Below are 17,480 nucleotides of genomic sequence, written 5' to 3'. Positions count from 1 at the left end.
TTTTGGACAGATAATTCACCTTAACAATGAACGGATATCTAATTTTCCTTGGCATCAATTCGCTACTTAGTAGGAAATGTATGCTACATAAGTGAAATAAATGGTCCATCACCAAAAGTTAGGGATGACATTTTGTAAAAACGTATGTCATGTGGATAAGTTGATTGGAGTGAAGACTGGGCGACTCCTTGGGAATTAGCGTCACAGATGAGACCCTGGGGCGAACCAGCAAGGGAACGAAGGTTAAGACATCACGTCCTGTGATAACGCCTTCGTGACCAACATCCTTTTGGCCCAAGCGGCTCATCGGACGCTCCCAGTCGGAACGTAAATCAACCCTAAATTATGGTGATAGGCAAATAAATTTTGGAGGAATTAAATAAATGGCAACAAGAACACATGCTAGTAACGAGCTTTCAGAAGCATTACAAGGCGAAAAAGTCGTATTAAAAGGTTGGGTACAACGTCGCCGCGACCTTGGTGGTTTAATTTTCATTGATTTACGTGACCGTACTGGAATCACACAAGTTGTGTTCAGTCCAGATGTTGCTGAGGCACATGCTTTAGCTGATAAAGTGCGTAGTGAGTACGTAATCGAAGTGGAAGGAACAGTTATTCTTCGTGCAGAAGATCAAATTAACCCCAATGTACCTAACGGAAAAATTGAGGTGGAAGCGACAAAATTAATCGTTATTAATACGGCAAAAACAACACCATTCCAAATCGAAGATCGCACTGACGTATCTGAAGATTTACGTTTAAAATATCGTTATCTCGACCTGCGACGTCCTGCTATGTTTGATACATTTAAAATGCGTTCAGACGTTACTCGTACAATTCGAAACTTCTTACAAAACGAAGGCTTTTTAGAAGTAGAGACGCCAATTTTAACGAAATCAACTCCTGAAGGTGCTCGTGACTATTTAGTACCATCACGTGTTCATGAAGGTGAATTCTATGCATTACCACAATCACCTCAGCTATTTAAACAATTATTAATGGTGGCTGGTTTTGAGAAGTACTTCCAAATTGCACGTTGCTTCCGTGATGAAGACTTACGAGCTGACCGTCAGCCAGAGTTTACACAAGTTGATATTGAAACAAGCTTCTTAACACAAGAAGAAGTTTTAGAAATGAACGAACGCTTAATTCAATCTGTTATGAAAGAAGTAAAAGGTATTGATATCCCTGCTCCATTCCAACGGATGAAATATCAGGAAGCGATGGATCGTTACGGCTCAGATAAACCAGACGTACGCTTCGGTTTAGAACTAGTCGCATTAAACGATATTTTTGATGGCTGCGATTTCAAAGTATTTGCTGATACAGTAGCACAAGGTAAGCAAGTAAAAAGTATCAACATTAAAGGTGCGGCAGATAAATACTCTCGTAAAGACATGGACGAACTAACAAAATTTGTTGGTATTTACGGAGCAAAAGGTCTTGCTTGGTTAAAAGTAACTGAAGAAGGCTTAAACGGACCAATTGCAAAATTCTTTGACGAAGCATTAGCAGCTGCATTAATCGAACATATGAAAGCTGAAGTGGGCGATATTTTAGTATTCGTAGCTGATAAAGCGTCTGTTGTAGCAGCATCTCTAGGTGCACTTCGTACGAAATTAGGTCAAGATTTAGGCTTAATCGATGAATCACAATTTGCATTCCTATGGATTACGGATTGGCCATTATTTGAGTACTCTGAGGAAGATGGTCGTTACTATGCAGCACATCATCCATTCACACGTCCATTCGATGAAGATATCCCGTTAATGGATACTGATCCTTCGGCAGTCCGAGCACAAGCATATGATATCGTATTAAACGGTTATGAGCTTGGTGGGGGTTCATTACGTATTTATGAACGCGATCTACAAGAAAAAATGTTTAAATTACTTGGCTTCACAGAAGAGGAAGCTAAGGCACAATTTGGTTTCTTATTAGAAGCATTTGAATACGGTGTGCCACCACATGGAGGTCTAGCATTTGGTCTTGACCGTTTCGTAATGCTACTTGCGGGCCGCAATAATTTACGTGACACAATCGCCTTTCCGAAAACAGCTAGTGCTAGCTGCCTAATGACAGAGGCACCGAGTGGAGTGTCTCCTGAACAATTGAGCGAGTTAAGTCTAGGAATCAAACCATTCAGAAAATAATTAATACGTCTAAATACCTGGATTCTCTAGCAAAAACTGTTGAGAATCTAGGTATTTTTTGCGTTTTCGCAAGAATTTAGATGTTTCAAAAGAAAATTGTTTGAATTATCAGAAATATAGTGTTATTATAACTGTAATACGAATCCTGATGTGTTTGTCTTACTGCTAACTCTACTTAACAGTTTTGACCGAACACTATAGAATTGGGAGCCTTCATTTTGTAGTCGCAAACAAGCCCCATCGGAGCGGGACGTTTAAAGCTGCAAAGCGGGCACCCCCCTGCGAATTGCGGGTTCAAAACGAATGTTCTTGGCATAACGGCACAATTGGGATTCGTCATACATAATTAATAAGCACAAAAGGAGCATTGAAATAGCTCCTTTTTTACTGCATGTAAATGGTTATCTACAAAGAGACAACTGCTTGTGCAGTACTTAAAATAGAACAAATTTGTTGATTGGAGTGAAGGCTGGGAGACTCCTTGGGGATCAGCAATAGAAGAACGAAGGCTACAACCATCACGTCCTGTGATAACGCCTTCGTGACCAACAACGGTGCCGCTGCCGCTTCGCCTTCGCGCAAAAAACATCTGTTGACCCGAGACCCTGGAGCGAGCATCGCGAGTGAAGCGGCTCATTGGACGCCCCCAGAAAAGCGCTTCAGCCAGAACGGAGATCAACTCCACGTTATGATAATTTAGCTAAAAATTTAGAAAATACGAAAAAATACTTTTTATTTTTGTAAAAGCGTATATAATTGGTATAGACAACTATACCAAAAAGATTGGTAGCTTGTTAACTTCAGCAAAGCTCCTCAAAAAAGCTTAGGGGGTGATCTATTGAAGAATACGCTTTTAATATCTAATGTTACGATAGTCAATCATGATGAAACACCGTTTAAGGGCGACTTATTCGTTGATAATGGTAGGATTGTTAAAATAAGTCATAACTTATCTGATAAGGCCGAGCACTATATAGATGGAAAAGATAAAAATTGGTTACTGTTACCCGGCTATGTTGATATGCACATACATGGCTCTGCTGGGCATGATGTGATGGATGCTACGCAATTAGCTTTACATCAAATGGCACGCTCTTTAGTTCAGGAAGGCGTTACAGGCTTCCTTGCTACTACTATGACGCAATCTATAGAAGCAATTGAAAGCGCTTTAGCTAATGTTGCCCAATTTGAAAATAATGATGATGAGGCAAGCTTATTAGGTATACATGTAGAGGGGCCATTTGTATCGAAAAAACGGGCAGGCGCTCAGCCAATAGAGTACATTATTTTACCGTCTATTGAGCAATTCGCATCCTGGCAGAAAATAAGTAAGCAACGCATTAAACAAGTAACAATTGCTCCTGAGGTAGAGGGAGGTTTTACGTTTATTGAAGCATTAAAGGATTTAAATATTATTGCTTCCATTGGCCATTCAGACGCAACAATTGAGGAGGTGGATAGGGCAGTAGCATTGGGAATAAGGCAGGCGACACATTTATATAACCAAATGCGCCCTTTCCATCATCGCAATCCAGGTGTCGTTGGAGCAGTGCTTTTAGAGGATCAGGTGAAGGTCGAAATTATCGTAGATTTCGTGCATAGCCATCCTCAAGCTGTAAAACTAGCGTATCGTATGAAAGGCGCAAAGGGCATTATTTTAATTACCGATGCGATGCGGGCAAAAGGCTTACATTATGGTGATTATGATTTAGGTGGTCAAACCGTTCATGTTTCTAAGGACGGAGCTCATTTATCTAATGGGGCTTTAGCTGGTAGTGTGTTAACGATGGAACAAGCAGTAAAAAATATGAAAGCAATCACCAATTGCTCATTGCAAGAAATTGTCGCAATGTCCTCTACGAATGCTGCTAAGCAATTACAGCTTGCAACTAAAGGTCGTATTGCAGAAGGCTATGATGCAGATTTTGTATTACTAGATGAAAATTTAAATGTACAAAAAACTATTTGTCGAGGTAAAGTTGTATTTGAGAAATGTAAGTAAAGATGCGATAAGGATGGTGCAAGACTTGTTAGATAAAAATTCTCATATACCTATCTATATACAAATAGAAGAGATCATTAAACAACGTATTTATTTAGAGGAATACAAAATCGGTGAAAATATACCTTCTGAACGAGAGCTTTCTATGCAGTTTGATGTTAGTAGAATGACTGTTCGTCAATCGATTACAAATTTAGTCAATAGCGGATTGCTGTATCGTGAAAAAGGGAGAGGTACATATGTCGCTAATCCAAAATTAGAGCAACCGCTAAAAGGATTAACAAGTTTCACAGAGGATATGCGGGCTAGAGGAATGGAACCAAGCAGTAAAGTTTTACGCTTTGAAAAAATCGTACCACCCGCTGATATTGCAAGAGATTTAATGTTAGAGCCAGGCGAAGAGGTATTCTTCGTTGTACGAATTCGTAGTGCAGATTCCAAGCCAATGGCAATCGAAAGAACGTATATTCCGGTAAAAGTATATCCTGAATTAGATGAAAAGAAAATAATGGGATCATTGTATGCCTTAATTGAAGCAAAATTCCATCAAAAAATTGGAAACGCTATTCAGCAAATGGAGGCAGCAATTGTTTCGAAAGAGGATAGTAAATTTCTGCAAATTAATCATACTGCACCTGTGTTAATTATTAAACGTACAAGTTATTTATCAGATGGAATTCCGTTTGAGCTTGTGCGAAGTACTTATCGAGCTGATCGATACAAATTCATTAGTGAAATTAAAAGGTGATCCTATGGATGCATATTTTCTAGAAATACAAAAACTAATGCAGGTCGTGAAGGAGCAAGAATATGCTCAAATAACAGAAGCCGCTCAATTAATTGTGCAACGGCTTCAACGCGGAGGGATTGTCCAATTATTTGGTTGTGGCCATTCTCACCTTTTAGCACAGGACGCATTTTATCGTGCGGGAGGGCTTGTACCTGTACGTCCTATAATTATTGAACCCTTAACATTACATGCAGGAGCTATGACATCATCTACAAACGAGAAAGACCCGACTATAATTGAACAATATAAAGATCATTTTGATTTTCATGAAAATGATGTTTGCATTGTTATATCGACATCTGGGAGAAATCAAGCGCCTATAGATGTAGCATTTTTAGCGAAAGAATCAGGGGTACTTGTTATGTCTCTGCAATCTCTTGCTTACCGTGAACAACCGACACGTCATCGAAGTGAGCAGCGCTTAGAGGATGTAGTGGATCTAGTTATCGATACGCATATACCAATAGGCGATGGTTTGCTTCGTCACAATGAAATACAGTATGCACCATCCTCTACAGTTATTGGTTCTATTATTTTAAATGCATTATTCAGTGAAATCATTGAGAACATGGCAATATCTGTCGAAGCATTACCAGTTTTTAAAAGTAATAATGTTGATTCGGATTTGTCTCATAATGAGACCATGATTGCCTATTATCAGCATCGTATTAACTTTAAATGACAAGCGGAGGGATATCGATGAAGAAATTGTTTAAAATAACAACGCCAGAAGGATTACATGCTAGGCCAGCAGCGTTACTTGTAACTGCTGTAACACCATTTGAGTGTGAAGTTCAGTTAACCTATAAAGAGAAATCGGTCAATTTAAAATCAATTATGGGCGTTATGGCACAAGGAATAGCACCTGAAAGTATTGTAGAAATTTCAGCAGAGGGACCCGATGCTGAGCAGCTTTTTCAAACAGTAACAGAACTAATTGTTTCTAAAGGAATTGGTGAGGAATGTTAGAAATACAAGGAATTGCTGTGTCTGAGGGCATTGCCTTTGCGAATGCTTATTGTTTAAAGGAACCAGATTTATCTTTTGAGGCGGTGAAGGTCACTGATGTACATGCTGAACTAGAAAGATTCAAGGCAGCTATAGTGAAAACGAAAGTGGAACTTCAAGAAATCTATGAAATAGCTCAGGAGAAATTTGGTGCTGAAAAGGCTGCCATTTTTGCGGCACATCTATTAGTGCTAGAAGATCCTGAAATGCTGGCAGCTATTGAGGCGAAAATTCAAACAGGGATGAATGCTGAATTTGCATTAGATGAAGTATCAACTATGTTTATAGCTATGTTTGAAGGGCTAGACAATGTCTATATGCAGGAGCGAGTTGCCGATATTCGAGATGTCTCTACACGAGTATTAGCCCACTTGTTAGGGGTTGAAATGGTGGATATGAATCGTTTAACCTCTGATGTTATTATCATCGCTAAAGATTTAACACCGTCTATGACTGCGATGCTAGATACAAAGTATGTAAAGGGCTTTATAACGGATATTGGTGGCAAAACATCTCATTCTGCTATTCTCGCACGAACATTAGAGATTCCAGCGGTAGTAGGGACGAAACATGCCACGCAAGATATTCAACATGGAGCACCGATTATTTTAGATGGAACGAATGGCAAGATTATTGTCAACGCTACATCGGAAGTATCTAGCTTTTATAGGCAGCAGCAACATTTACACAATGAAGAGCATGAAGAACTTCTTCAGTATCGTTCGTTACCAAGCTTAAGTGCGGATGGATTTTCTATAGAAATTGCTGGGAATATAGGAAAGCCAGAAGATGTGGATATGGTCACAAATGCTGGTGGAGATGGTATTGGCCTGTTTCGTACGGAATTTTTATATATGGGACGACAGGAGCTACCTACAGAGGAGGAGCAGTATCAAGCATATAAAAGCGTACTTGAGAAAATGCAAGGCAAGCCAACGATTGTTCGAACATTAGATATTGGTGGCGATAAGCAACTCCCTTATTTGAAGCTTGCTACTGAGATGAACCCTTTTCTTGGCTATCGAGCGATTCGAATCAGTTTAACGCAACAAGAAATATTTCGTGTACAGCTTCGCGCATTACTAAGAGCAAGCGCTTACGGCCATTTAAAAATTATGTTTCCAATGATTGCTACATTGGATGAATTTAAAATGGCGAAGGCAATTTTGCTTGAGGAAAAACAAAATTTGGAAAGTGACGGTTATCCTGTGTCTGAAACGCTTGATGTAGGGATGATGATTGAAATTCCGTCGGCTGCCATCATTGCAGATATATTTGCAAAGGAAGTGGATTTTTTCTCAATTGGAACAAATGATTTAATCCAGTACACATTAGCAGCAGATCGGATGAACGAAAATGTTTCTTATTTATACCAACCGTACCATCCTGCTGTTTTAAGACTTATAAAAAATGTCATTGATGCAGCAAAGCACCATGGAAAATGGGTAGGCATGTGTGGTGAAATGGCAGCAGATGAAATAGCATTACCGATTTTACTTGGGTTTGGACTAAACGAGTTTTCCATGAGTGCTTCCTCTATTCTAAAGACTCGTGCGCATATCGCCAAGCTTTCGAAACAGCAGCTAATGCCACACAATGAACGTATTTTACTGTTATCCACGGCCTCAGAGGTTGAGGAATATGTGAAAAATAATCTATTAAGCTTATCTTAAATTGCACGAAAATTCAGTATTGAAAAGGGGTGATCTAACATATGGTAATAAAAATAATTCCACCAAAAGATTATTTACAGGTACATCAATTAAGAGATTATTGTTTTCCAAATAAGTATACGGGTGCACGGCGCGATGATTTTCACTATTGGGTTGAGCATAGCACAACATTAGGTGCTTACGATGAACATAAAGTAGTTGGTCAGTTATTAATATTGCCACTTAATATGATGATACATGGTGAAAATTATAAGATGGGCGGAATTGGTTTTGTTGCAACCTATCCTGAATATCGACAACAAGGTATTATCAAAAAGCTTATGACAGAGGCACTAAAGAACATGCAAGAGAATGGGCAAAGCATTTCTGTGTTAGCACCATTTTCGGTATCCTTTTATCGTTACTTTGGCTGGGAATTATTTTTTGAGAAGCTATATTACACCATTCCGCAATTGATGTTTCCTTCTTTCGGAAAACAACTAGATGTAGTAAAACGTATGAGCTTTGAATGGCCAGATCGTGATCTTTTTCAGGCGATTAAGGGTTTTCATAATGCACAAGCGTTCATTAATAATGGAAGTATGCTTCGAGATGATGCTTGGTGGAAAAGAATAGAGAGAAGGATGCCCGATAGTCATTTTGCGGCATATTTTAAGGACGATAAAATTGCAGGTTATATTCGCTATATCATTCAGGATGGAACATTTGAGATTCATGATTTTATAGCTGAAGATTTACTAGCAGAACAAGCCATTTGGCGTTTTATAACGTCACATGCTGCGAGTGTAAGCAGCATTAAAGGAGTTACCTCTAACGACCATCAATTTGGCTTCTATTTTAAAGAACCACAGTTTACAAGAGAGGTCGTTCAGGATGTGATGGTAAGAGTAGTAGATGCTTTGCGGTTTATGCAACATTATCCGTGGGGCGATATTCATGAGCCGTTATATATTCAAATTGAAGATACGTTTTGTAGTTGGAATGATCACGTATATAAAATAAATAAAAATGGAGATGTCTCGATAATTGAGACAAATTCTATCCCAGAAATGCATATGTTAACATTACCAATTAATCTTTTTTCAGCGATGATGGTTGGCTATCTTTCGGTAAAGGATGCAGTCTTGTATGCAAATAAACAATTGGCTGATGAGATTATTAATCGATGGCAAATGGCATTACCCGCCGATAAGCCAACCTTCTATGAGTACTTTTAATAACTAACGTTCTAGTAGGGTTATGAACTAAAAAAAATTTTTGAATTTTTTTCTGGACTATACCAGTTGAGCAAATCCTTTTATTTGTCTATAACAAAGATATAGCCCAATTTTTGAAGTCCTTTCATTAGGTAGTAAATGGTGTAAAAAGCATATTGTGGTATATACCAATAGGTGCTATTCTCAAAATAAGAAAGCGATTTCATTGTTAAAAAATCACCAAATTAAAGTAAGTTAGAAAGACGAACTTAATTATGAAAAGGAGTGTTTTTATGAAAAACATTATGCTAGTGTGTGTAGCGGGTATGAGTACTAGTTTACTAGTGTCAAAGATGCAAAAAGCCGCACAAGAACAAAACATTGAGGCGGATATTTATGCGATTGCTGAAGGTGAGGTTGACAAAGTATTAGCTGCTAAAACGGCGGATGTGTTGTTACTAGGTCCACAAGTCCGTTACTTAAAAGGGACATTTGAAAAAAAATACAAGGCAATGAATTTTCCAATTGATGTCATCAATATGGCGGATTACGGCATGATGAATGGTGAAAATGTTTTAAAGCAGGCGTTACAGTTGATTGGTTAAGGGGGCGACGACAATGGAAGAAACAGTTTTAATGGAATCCATTATGGGACTGATTGTGCATAGTGGTAATACGAAAAGTGAGTGTATGGAAGCTATTCAGCTAGCAAAAAAAGGACAGATTCAGAAAGCAAAGGAAAAAATACAATTAGCTAATGATGCATTGATTGAAGCGCATCATTCTCAGACGGCTCTATTATCACAAGAGGCAAGGGGAGAAAAAGTAGAAGTATCAATGCTGTTAATTCACGCGCAGGATCATTTAATGAATGCCATTACGTTTCGTGATTTAGCAACTGAAATGATTGAGTTGTATGAGCGAATCAAAGGGGAATAGGGGAATAGCATCAAGCCTGATGTCACAATAAAAATAAAGGAGTGTGTGAAATGTTCCGTTTTTTAGAAGAGAAATTCGTGCCAGTTGCTGCAAGAGTAGGGAATCAGCGTCATTTAGTTGCCATTCGAGATGGATTTATTACGATCATGCCATTGACAATTCTTGGAACACTCGCGATTCTTGTTAATAATTTGCCGATCAAATTTTATCAAAATGCGCTCGATGCTATCTGGAAGCATGAAACTTGGACACAGTGGGGCGGCAGTATCTGGGGAGCAACATTCGGAATTCTCTCACTGTTATTGGCCTTTTCAATTTCTTACAATCTTGCCAAAAGCTACGACAAAGATGGACTTTCTGCCGGGGTAATCGGCCTTTCAAGTTATATGACATTTGGTACCTTTGGTGATGGCGGATTAACAGGGTTAACAACAGGTACTGGTGGTTTATTTATAGCCATGATTATTGCTTTGCTCTCAACTGAAGTATTTTGTAGATTGGCTGGCAATCCTAAGCTACTAATTAAAATGCCGAATGGTGTACCACCGGCTGTTTCAAAATCATTTGCAGCGTTACTACCTGCTATGATTACAATTGGTTTGTTTGCTCTAGTTCGTACAATCATTTCGGCAGGCTTCGATCTTCCTGATATTGTCGGTTCTTTCTACTCTGCAATTCAAGAGCCGTTTATGGGCTTAACGAATTCATGGATTGCAGCTTTACTTTTAGCATTCATTCCTACGTTTTTATGGACATTAGGTGTTCATGGTGCTAACATTATCGAACCATTTATGCAAACAATAAATTTACCAGCTATAGAAGCGAATGTAAGAGCGATTTCATCTGGTGAAGTAGCACCATACATCGTAAATAAACCATTCTTTGATGCCTTCATCAATATGGGTGGTTCCGGTACGACAATAGCACTTATTATTGCTATATTCATTATCTCTAGAAAGAATAAGCAATATAATACCGTCGGAAAATTGTCGGCAGCACCAGGGCTTTTCAATATTAATGAACCATTACTTTTCGGTCTTCCAATTGTGTTAAACCCAGTATTATTTGTACCGTTTATTTTGACACCAATGATTAACGTAACAATAGCTTTCTTTGCAACGAAGTGGGGCTTTGTGCCGGCAGCTACAGTTGCACCACCATGGACAACGCCACCGATTATAAATGGATTTTTAGCAACTGCATCTTGGCGAGGGGCAGTGCTTAGTATTGTCTTACTTATTATAGCTGTATGTATCTACTTACCATTCTTATCAATGGCAAATCGTATGGCGAAGCAGAATGAACAGTCATCTGCTGAATCAGAAACTCAAAACGAAAAGCGTGTTACAGAGTCAGAAAATCAAAAAGTAGAAGTGTAAATGTGAACTAACGGAGGTATTTAAATTGAAAAGATTAGGGATTTCACTATATCCTCAGCATAGTACACTAGAAGATATGAAGCGATATGTTCAGCTCGCTCATGACAATGGTTTTGATCGAATATTTACATGTCTTATGTCATTAAATAACGATCAGGAACGACATAAATTACTGCAAATAAATGAATTTGCGCAGCAGCTAGGCTTTGACATTTCAGCTGATATTGCACCAGCTGTTTTTGAAGATTTAGGCTTAACCTATAAAGATATTAGTTACTTTAAGGAGCATTATCATTTAGCGGCATTACGCTTAGATATGGGCTTCTCTGGCCAGGAAGAAGCGTTTATGTCTCTTGATGCTAGTAATTTAAAAATAGAGTTAAATATTAGTAACGGCACGAAATATGTAGAAAATATATTATCCTACCAACCGAATAGAGATAATATTATTGGCTGCCATAATTTTTATCCAAGACGTTTTACAGGTCTTTCACGTCAACATTTTTTACAAACGTCTCAACAATTTAAAGCTAATCATATTCGAACAGCAGCTATGATTTCATCGCAGCATGCCATGTTTGGACCCTGGGAGAAAACCGAGTATGGCTTGCCAACATTAGAAGAGCATCGACATCTGCCAATTACTGTGCAGGCTAAGGATTTATGGCACACTGGTTTAATAGATGATTGTATTATTGGCAATATGTATGCTTCGGAGGAAGAAATACGTGCATTAGGCCAATTAAATCGCTATAAGCTAGAGCTGAAGATTGAGCAGTTTGCTGAGACGTCTATTTTAGAAGAAGCGGTACTTTTTAAAGAGCCACATTTTAATCGTGGGGATGTTTCTGAGTATGTAATCCGTAGTACACAATCTCGTGTGAAATATAAAAATGGTGACTTCCCTGCACATGATATCTACCCATTAAAATTTGGGGATGTGACAATCGATAATAATTTAGATGTACGTTATAAAGGTGAGCTACAAATTGTTTTAAAGGAAATGCCGAATGTCGGATCAACAAATGTTGTTGCGAGAGTTGTAGAAGAAGAAAAATTCTTATTAGCACAGATTCAGCCATGGGCATCATTTAGCTTTACGAAATGATTACAGAAGAAGGGATTAAGCCATCAGCTGATAGTGCTTAATCCCTTTTTTATCTTCATTCAGCAAGTGTTTTCTGTAGCGAAAGCGAAGCGACAGCAACAAGTGTTTTCTGAGCGAAAGCAAAGTGACAGCTCCAAGTGTTTTCTGAGCGAAAGCAACAAATGTTTTTTTGTAACGAAAGCAAAGCGACAGCTACAATTACACCAATGCGAAATTGATGGAGATGAAAGGAGCATAGTTATGTATGTATTAGCGATTGACGGTGGTGGAACGAAAACGTCTGCAGTAATTTGTGATGAGCAAGGCAATATTTACGCCAAAGTAGTAACTAATCGTAGTAACCCAACAGCAATGGATGTTCAGTATTTTAAGTCAACGATTCACGATATACTACAGAATTTACAACAACAAAATCCACAAGTATTTGCAGCCATAGATAGTTGTTTTGCTGGCATGGCCGGGGTAAAGGAGCTACAAGCAGAGGAAGTTGTAGTATCAATAGTACGCCAATATGTCGATAAAACAGTAGCTATTTTTGTTGATAATGATGCCTTAATAGCACTTTACGCAGGCACACTTGGGAAGGCAGGTATTGTGCAAATTGCAGGGACAGGTGCTATCACAATGGGTTATGATAGTGAGCAACATTTTCATCGAGTAGGGGGCTGGGGGTATCTTTTTGATGATGAGGGAAGTGGCTATGATTTAGGCGTTCAAGTGCTGAAAACTATTTTTCAAAGCTATGATGGAAGAGGAGACTCAACAGCTTTAACAGACGTTGTTTTACGTTATTTTTCTGTGGAAAATGTACCACAATTAATAGAGTGTATTTATGGAGCGGAGCATCCTCGGACAGTAATGGCGCCGTTAAGCAAATATGTTTTTGATGTAGCAGAAAAAGGAGATCATGCTGCCATTAGCATCATTGAAGATGCTTGTAAGAAATATTATGTAGCGATCAAAGCATGTTACTTTCATATGGCTTGGGAACAAGGGAACGTACCTGTCGTATTAGTGGGTGGCGTCTTTAATAATGAAGCTTTCTTTATACCTAAATTACAGCAATTCACACAAGCTGATGAGCTACCATTGCAATTTTTGACACCAGTTTTACAACCAATAGGTGGGGCAGTAATAGCAGCTTTCAAGCAAATAAATGTTCAGCTCGGTTCAGATTTTGTAGAAGCTTTTCTAAAAAATTATGAACAGGTAGGAAGTTAATGAAAGCGTCGGGACTAAAGGCAATTGAAGTAATCTTATTTCAATTGCTCTTTTTACTTTAAGTAGAGCGGATGCATAGTCTTTTATATTCAGGCCAAACTTACTTTTACATATAAAAAGTATTTTGATGAGGAATTCTTTTTTCTAGTTATAATTTTCACTTGAAGAATATCATGATAAAATGTAATATAGGTTTGATTTTATCTTAGTATATAACTAGGTTTACTAATAAAGTGAAACTATAATCAGTAGGGGTGCTTCATCTCCCGCTGATTATAGTCTTCACCATTCAGGTATTTACGGGCAGTTAATCTCCCACCTAACTTCTTTACTTTCACTGAATTTTAAGGTGGAAGTTTTGTACCTGGCGCTTCGCTTTCGGTACAGATAAGTTACTGCCCGTTAGAGCGGGATAAAAAATTCGATAGATGGAGAGTGTAAGGATGTTACATCAATTTTCACGTAACGAGCTCGCAATAGGAACAGAGGGACTCGAAAAATTAAAAAATACAACAGTAGCCATTCTTGGTGTAGGCGGTGTAGGCTCATTTGCTGCTGAGGCATGTGCACGAAGTGGTATTGGCCGCATTATTTTAGTAGATAAGGATAATGTAGATATTACAAATGTAAATCGTCAATTGGTTGCCTATCTTTCAACGGTCGGTAAATCAAAGTCAGGTGTCATGAAAGAGCGTATTGCTGATATTAATCAAGAATGTGAAGTAATTGATATGCATATGTTTTACACCGAGGAAACATATGAGGAATTTTTCGCGCAGGGCATAGATTATGTTATTGATGCGAGTGACACAGTGAAGTATAAAATTCATATTGTGAAGGAATGTCTAAAGCGCAATATTCCAATTATATCGAGTATGGGTGCAGCCAATAAAATGGATCCGACTCGTTTTAAAATTGCGGATATTTCTAAAACGCATACGGACCCATTGGCAAAAGTAATTCGTACGAAATTACGGAAGGATGGTATTCATAAAGGAGTAACGGTTGTATTCTCAGATGAGAGTCCTATTGTAGTTCGTCCAGATGTTGTGGAGCATGTCGGAAAACCAGATGCAGCCATCCGTAAAGCAAAAATGCCTCCATCTTCCAACGCTTTTGTTCCTTCAGTAGCAGGCTTAATTGCTGCAAGCTGGGTAGTGAATACCATCTTAAAAGATGTAAAAATTACACGTGTACAAGGGTAATACAACTTAGCGAAATCTGATATGTCGATAAACTTAAATAGTTAGGCGATAAATTCAAAAAGTTGGGCGATAAATTCAAAACTTTCATCGATAAATTAACAATATTTATCGATAAACTCAAATAATTTCTCGATAAGAATAAAAAGCGAAGAAATTCTAGAAGGCCCGTTATGAGAATGAGCATAGAAGTAGCTGTCTCACTTTAAGACAGCTGCTTTTTCTATGTTACAATGGGAGCGTTATTTGCTAGGATATTCATATTGAACGTTTGGGAAGCTTCACATTGTGCTCGCAGAAATAAAACGACGGATAGAACAGAACCATCAAAGTGACGGATAGAACGTCAGAAAGAGAGGTTCCGGAACGATTGGAGAAGCTTCGTATTATGACTCTCTAACATTAAACCTATAAAAGGAGGCGTTTTATAATGGAGCAAATCTATCAAATGGAATATAGGGGCTTAAATCTATTCGATGAAATAAGCACAGTAGAATTAGCTATTGATGAAGAAGGGCAAACGATACACATTTTTGATATTGGACAGGTTGTTAGCCCTATTTTTAATTTTGATGTTTCTGCTTACGAACTATCAGAAGGCTTTTACAAAATGGCGGATATACTTCGACATAAACGTATATTGACAAATCAACAGCCAGGTAGTGAGCTAACGCTTAGTGAGTGGTTAATTGCAAACAATGCCTATTTTTATATACCACAGAAAAGAATAAAAAAATATGCGCAAGGAAGTATTATAGAAATTGTTGATCGGACGAAAGAGCAAACTTTATTTTATGATTATGTACAAAGGATATAATTTTACCAAAATTGTTCGCATTATGTGCTCGAAATGCTATTAATTCACGAAATTGCCTTATTTTGTTCATGTGTTCACTTCTTTATTTGGTTTATTGCTATAATTTAAATAATTCCAATAGATAATAAATCAGTTTGTTTGGAATGTACAGGACTGCTTAGGTGAGTAGGAATGACGTTTAAAAAACAAATGAGAACATGGGAGAGTGGTAAAGTGGAAATTCAAGTAATTCGTGATCATTTAGATATTGTAAAACTTCAAGAGAAAATGAATACAATTGTATTTGACTATTTGGATACATCTAATAATTATCCAAAGGCTATGAGGGAACTAAATCCTTTATACACACAAGTTACTACATTTTATAAAGAGTATGTTGACAGTAAAGCGGGTGAATTACCGGGTGCCAATACATACTGGCATTTATTTATAGATTGTAGTGCAAAGCTCTGCTATTTTTTAGCGGAATCAATGTATTATTCATCCAATGAATTACAAAAAACACCTGAAAAAGTTGAGCAATTATTAACGATTGCTGCCTTTTCTTTACCTAGCATTGAACAAGAAGAGAATGAACAATTATTATTGGCAATTTTCGCACTTTATAGTGAAGTCGTGGAAGATGAAGAGAAAATAGCATCACTACGAAATGCAGTGCTTGAACAAAAAGGCGCAGTCAAACAATGCTTGCAACAATTTAAACTATTTGTTGATAATGAATAATTTCTAAGGGTGATGTAGCATCACTTTTCAGAAAATAGAATAACAATCTAAAATCTGCTTACTTTATGCGGTTTAGCCTCCATTCCTTACAGCGCTCGGCTTTGTGAGGGAATGATTGGGCTTCCACTTCGTAAAGTTTTGCAGATTTTTTTGTTAATGTTAATAGATTATTGTGGAATGGCTGTCGTAATAGTGTCAAAATTTTATTGTACGGAAATAAAAAAAGGACTTTTTGCTTAAAAGGTATTTATAGATTTTTGTCGAAATATAGTTAAAAAATTGAAAATCTGTGTGTTAGGTTTATCAATGCTGTAAGAATTTATAGGAAGGAGGCTGTGCAATGTTAATAAACGGTATTGAAATTGATTTGGTGAACTTAGAAAAACCACTCTTATTAGGGAGTGAGGATGAGGAACTTTTATTTCTGCGGCTTATACAACCAACACTTGAAAATGAGCTTATCCAATGTCAATTAGCTCTCTCGACAAGAAAATCTATTTCATTAGTAAGGGATTTTTGGTTGGCTATGTATAAGGATCGAGAAAAATTATATATCAACAGTGGACATGCGCTCCTGTATCCAATTCGTTTAATCATATTTGAGCAGGTGACACAAGCGGAATACTTTAAACGTTTGTCGAAAAAATCTTTTGGAGATGAACGTCTTTCACTTATTTATGCCGTTGTCCTATTACAATTTGTTTTGCAGTGGATAAAGGAACGATTTAGTGATAACAAAGAGGTTTATGAGGCATTAAAATTATTATACAGAACTACAGATGATAATGTAGATGATGATCAAACCTCTCCATCAAGGGAGCAATCGATTGGCCAAGCAGTTGCTGTAAAAGCAATTCGCTTTGAAGTAAGGGAGAATTCACAGGAGTTTGCTAGTCTACTCTATCAAACCTACAATTTTATTAATTATTTACATGATAAAGAAAATGAAAAAGAGGAGAAAGAAACGAATAAATTACCATCGTTGAGAAATGTGGAAGATACATTGAACCTATTTTACAATAAGCGCTATACAACAAATAAAGTAACCTTTACAGGATGATTGCCTAGCTGTCAATCCTGTTTCTTTGGGAAATTAATTAAATCGAAGAGATATAAATCGTTGAACATTAAGAGATAATCTATGAAAGCACATGAAGCGAAATATGAGCGAAGATGACGCTCATATTTCGCTCGCGGAAATCGTCTCTTATGAGTAGAATGTGTAGCACGGTGAAGAGACCTAAAAATAAGGTGCTCCTGGTTTTAGTT

The 17,480-nt window shown here is 37.6% G+C and carries 16 protein-coding genes and 1 other RNA gene; all 17 read left to right on the top strand.

Going from position 1 to position 17,480, the window contains the following annotated elements; all coding sequences use genetic code 11:
- Positions 1-383 precede the first annotated feature (383 nt).
- The 17 genes from aspS to FJQ98_RS20010 all read left to right on the top strand — a co-directional run bounded on the left by aspS (position 384) and on the right by FJQ98_RS20010 (position 17,271).
- Positions 384-2,153 (top strand): aspartate--tRNA ligase, encoded by a 1,770-nt coding sequence (aspS, locus tag FJQ98_RS20090; protein WP_053596187.1) that lies wholly within the window; start codon positions 384-386, stop codon positions 2,151-2,153.
- Positions 2,154-2,292: 139 nt separating this feature from the next.
- A non-coding RNA gene (gene ssrS / locus FJQ98_RS20085) (6S RNA) lies at positions 2,293-2,490 on the top strand.
- A gap of 501 nt (positions 2,491-2,991) precedes the next feature.
- Complete coding sequence (nagA, locus tag FJQ98_RS20080; RefSeq protein WP_053596189.1) at positions 2,992-4,155, top strand: N-acetylglucosamine-6-phosphate deacetylase; 1,164 nt, start codon at positions 2,992-2,994, stop codon at positions 4,153-4,155.
- 25 nt (positions 4,156-4,180) lie between these two features.
- The gene (locus FJQ98_RS20075; RefSeq protein WP_053596259.1) at positions 4,181-4,903 is read left to right on the top strand and encodes a GntR family transcriptional regulator; all 723 of its coding nucleotides are present in this window, start codon (positions 4,181-4,183) and stop codon (positions 4,901-4,903) included.
- Positions 4,904-4,907: 4 nt separating this feature from the next.
- The gene (locus FJQ98_RS20070; protein ID WP_053596190.1) at positions 4,908-5,627 is read left to right on the top strand and encodes a sugar isomerase domain-containing protein; all 720 of its coding nucleotides are present in this window, start codon (positions 4,908-4,910) and stop codon (positions 5,625-5,627) included.
- A gap of 17 nt (positions 5,628-5,644) precedes the next feature.
- Complete coding sequence (locus tag FJQ98_RS20065) at positions 5,645-5,914, top strand: HPr family phosphocarrier protein (RefSeq protein WP_053596191.1); 270 nt, start codon at positions 5,645-5,647, stop codon at positions 5,912-5,914.
- Positions 5,908-7,626 carry a phosphoenolpyruvate--protein phosphotransferase gene (gene ptsP / locus FJQ98_RS20060; RefSeq protein ID WP_053596192.1) on the top strand — a complete coding sequence of 573 codons (1,719 nt, stop codon included), beginning with the start codon at positions 5,908-5,910 and terminating at the stop codon, positions 7,624-7,626. Before FJQ98_RS20065 ends, ptsP begins: the two co-directional genes overlap by 7 nt.
- A 41-nt stretch (positions 7,627-7,667) precedes the next feature.
- A complete protein-coding gene (locus FJQ98_RS20055) occupies positions 7,668-8,843 on the top strand; it encodes a GNAT family N-acetyltransferase (protein WP_053596193.1) in 1,176 nt (391 codons plus the stop codon).
- A 272-nt stretch (positions 8,844-9,115) separates the two neighbouring features.
- Positions 9,116-9,427: a PTS sugar transporter subunit IIB gene (locus FJQ98_RS20050; protein ID WP_049667707.1), complete on the top strand. Its 312-nt coding sequence runs from the start codon at positions 9,116-9,118 to the stop codon at positions 9,425-9,427.
- A gap of 13 nt (positions 9,428-9,440) precedes the next feature.
- Complete coding sequence (locus tag FJQ98_RS20045) at positions 9,441-9,761, top strand: PTS lactose/cellobiose transporter subunit IIA (protein WP_053596194.1); 321 nt, start codon at positions 9,441-9,443, stop codon at positions 9,759-9,761.
- A 50-nt stretch (positions 9,762-9,811) separates the two neighbouring features.
- The gene (locus tag FJQ98_RS20040) at positions 9,812-11,140 is read left to right on the top strand and encodes a PTS sugar transporter subunit IIC (protein ID WP_053596195.1); all 1,329 of its coding nucleotides are present in this window, start codon (positions 9,812-9,814) and stop codon (positions 11,138-11,140) included.
- A 25-nt stretch (positions 11,141-11,165) separates the two neighbouring features.
- Positions 11,166-12,248 carry a DUF871 domain-containing protein gene (locus tag FJQ98_RS20035; protein WP_053596196.1) on the top strand — a complete coding sequence of 361 codons (1,083 nt, stop codon included), beginning with the start codon at positions 11,166-11,168 and terminating at the stop codon, positions 12,246-12,248.
- Between the two features lie 240 nt (positions 12,249-12,488).
- A complete protein-coding gene (locus FJQ98_RS20030) occupies positions 12,489-13,469 on the top strand; it encodes an N-acetylglucosamine kinase (protein WP_053596260.1) in 981 nt (326 codons plus the stop codon).
- Between the two features lie 443 nt (positions 13,470-13,912).
- Positions 13,913-14,674 carry a tRNA threonylcarbamoyladenosine dehydratase gene (locus FJQ98_RS20025; protein ID WP_053596197.1) on the top strand — a complete coding sequence of 254 codons (762 nt, stop codon included), beginning with the start codon at positions 13,913-13,915 and terminating at the stop codon, positions 14,672-14,674.
- 427 nt (positions 14,675-15,101) lie between these two features.
- The gene (locus FJQ98_RS20020; protein ID WP_053596198.1) at positions 15,102-15,488 is read left to right on the top strand and encodes a hypothetical protein; all 387 of its coding nucleotides are present in this window, start codon (positions 15,102-15,104) and stop codon (positions 15,486-15,488) included.
- A 171-nt stretch (positions 15,489-15,659) separates the two neighbouring features.
- Positions 15,660-16,211, top strand: coding sequence for a hypothetical protein (locus tag FJQ98_RS20015; protein WP_241774612.1), 552 nt, complete (start codon positions 15,660-15,662; stop codon positions 16,209-16,211).
- Between the two features lie 340 nt (positions 16,212-16,551).
- Complete coding sequence (locus tag FJQ98_RS20010) at positions 16,552-17,271, top strand: hypothetical protein (protein WP_053596199.1); 720 nt, start codon at positions 16,552-16,554, stop codon at positions 17,269-17,271.
- Positions 17,272-17,480 lie beyond the last annotated feature (209 nt).

This window comes from Lysinibacillus agricola (assembly GCF_016638705.1).
GTDB classification, from domain to species: Bacteria; Bacillota; Bacilli; order Bacillales_A; family Planococcaceae; genus Lysinibacillus; species Lysinibacillus agricola.
Note: the sequence above shows the minus strand (reverse complement) of the source record. Positions and strands in the feature narration are given on the sequence as shown.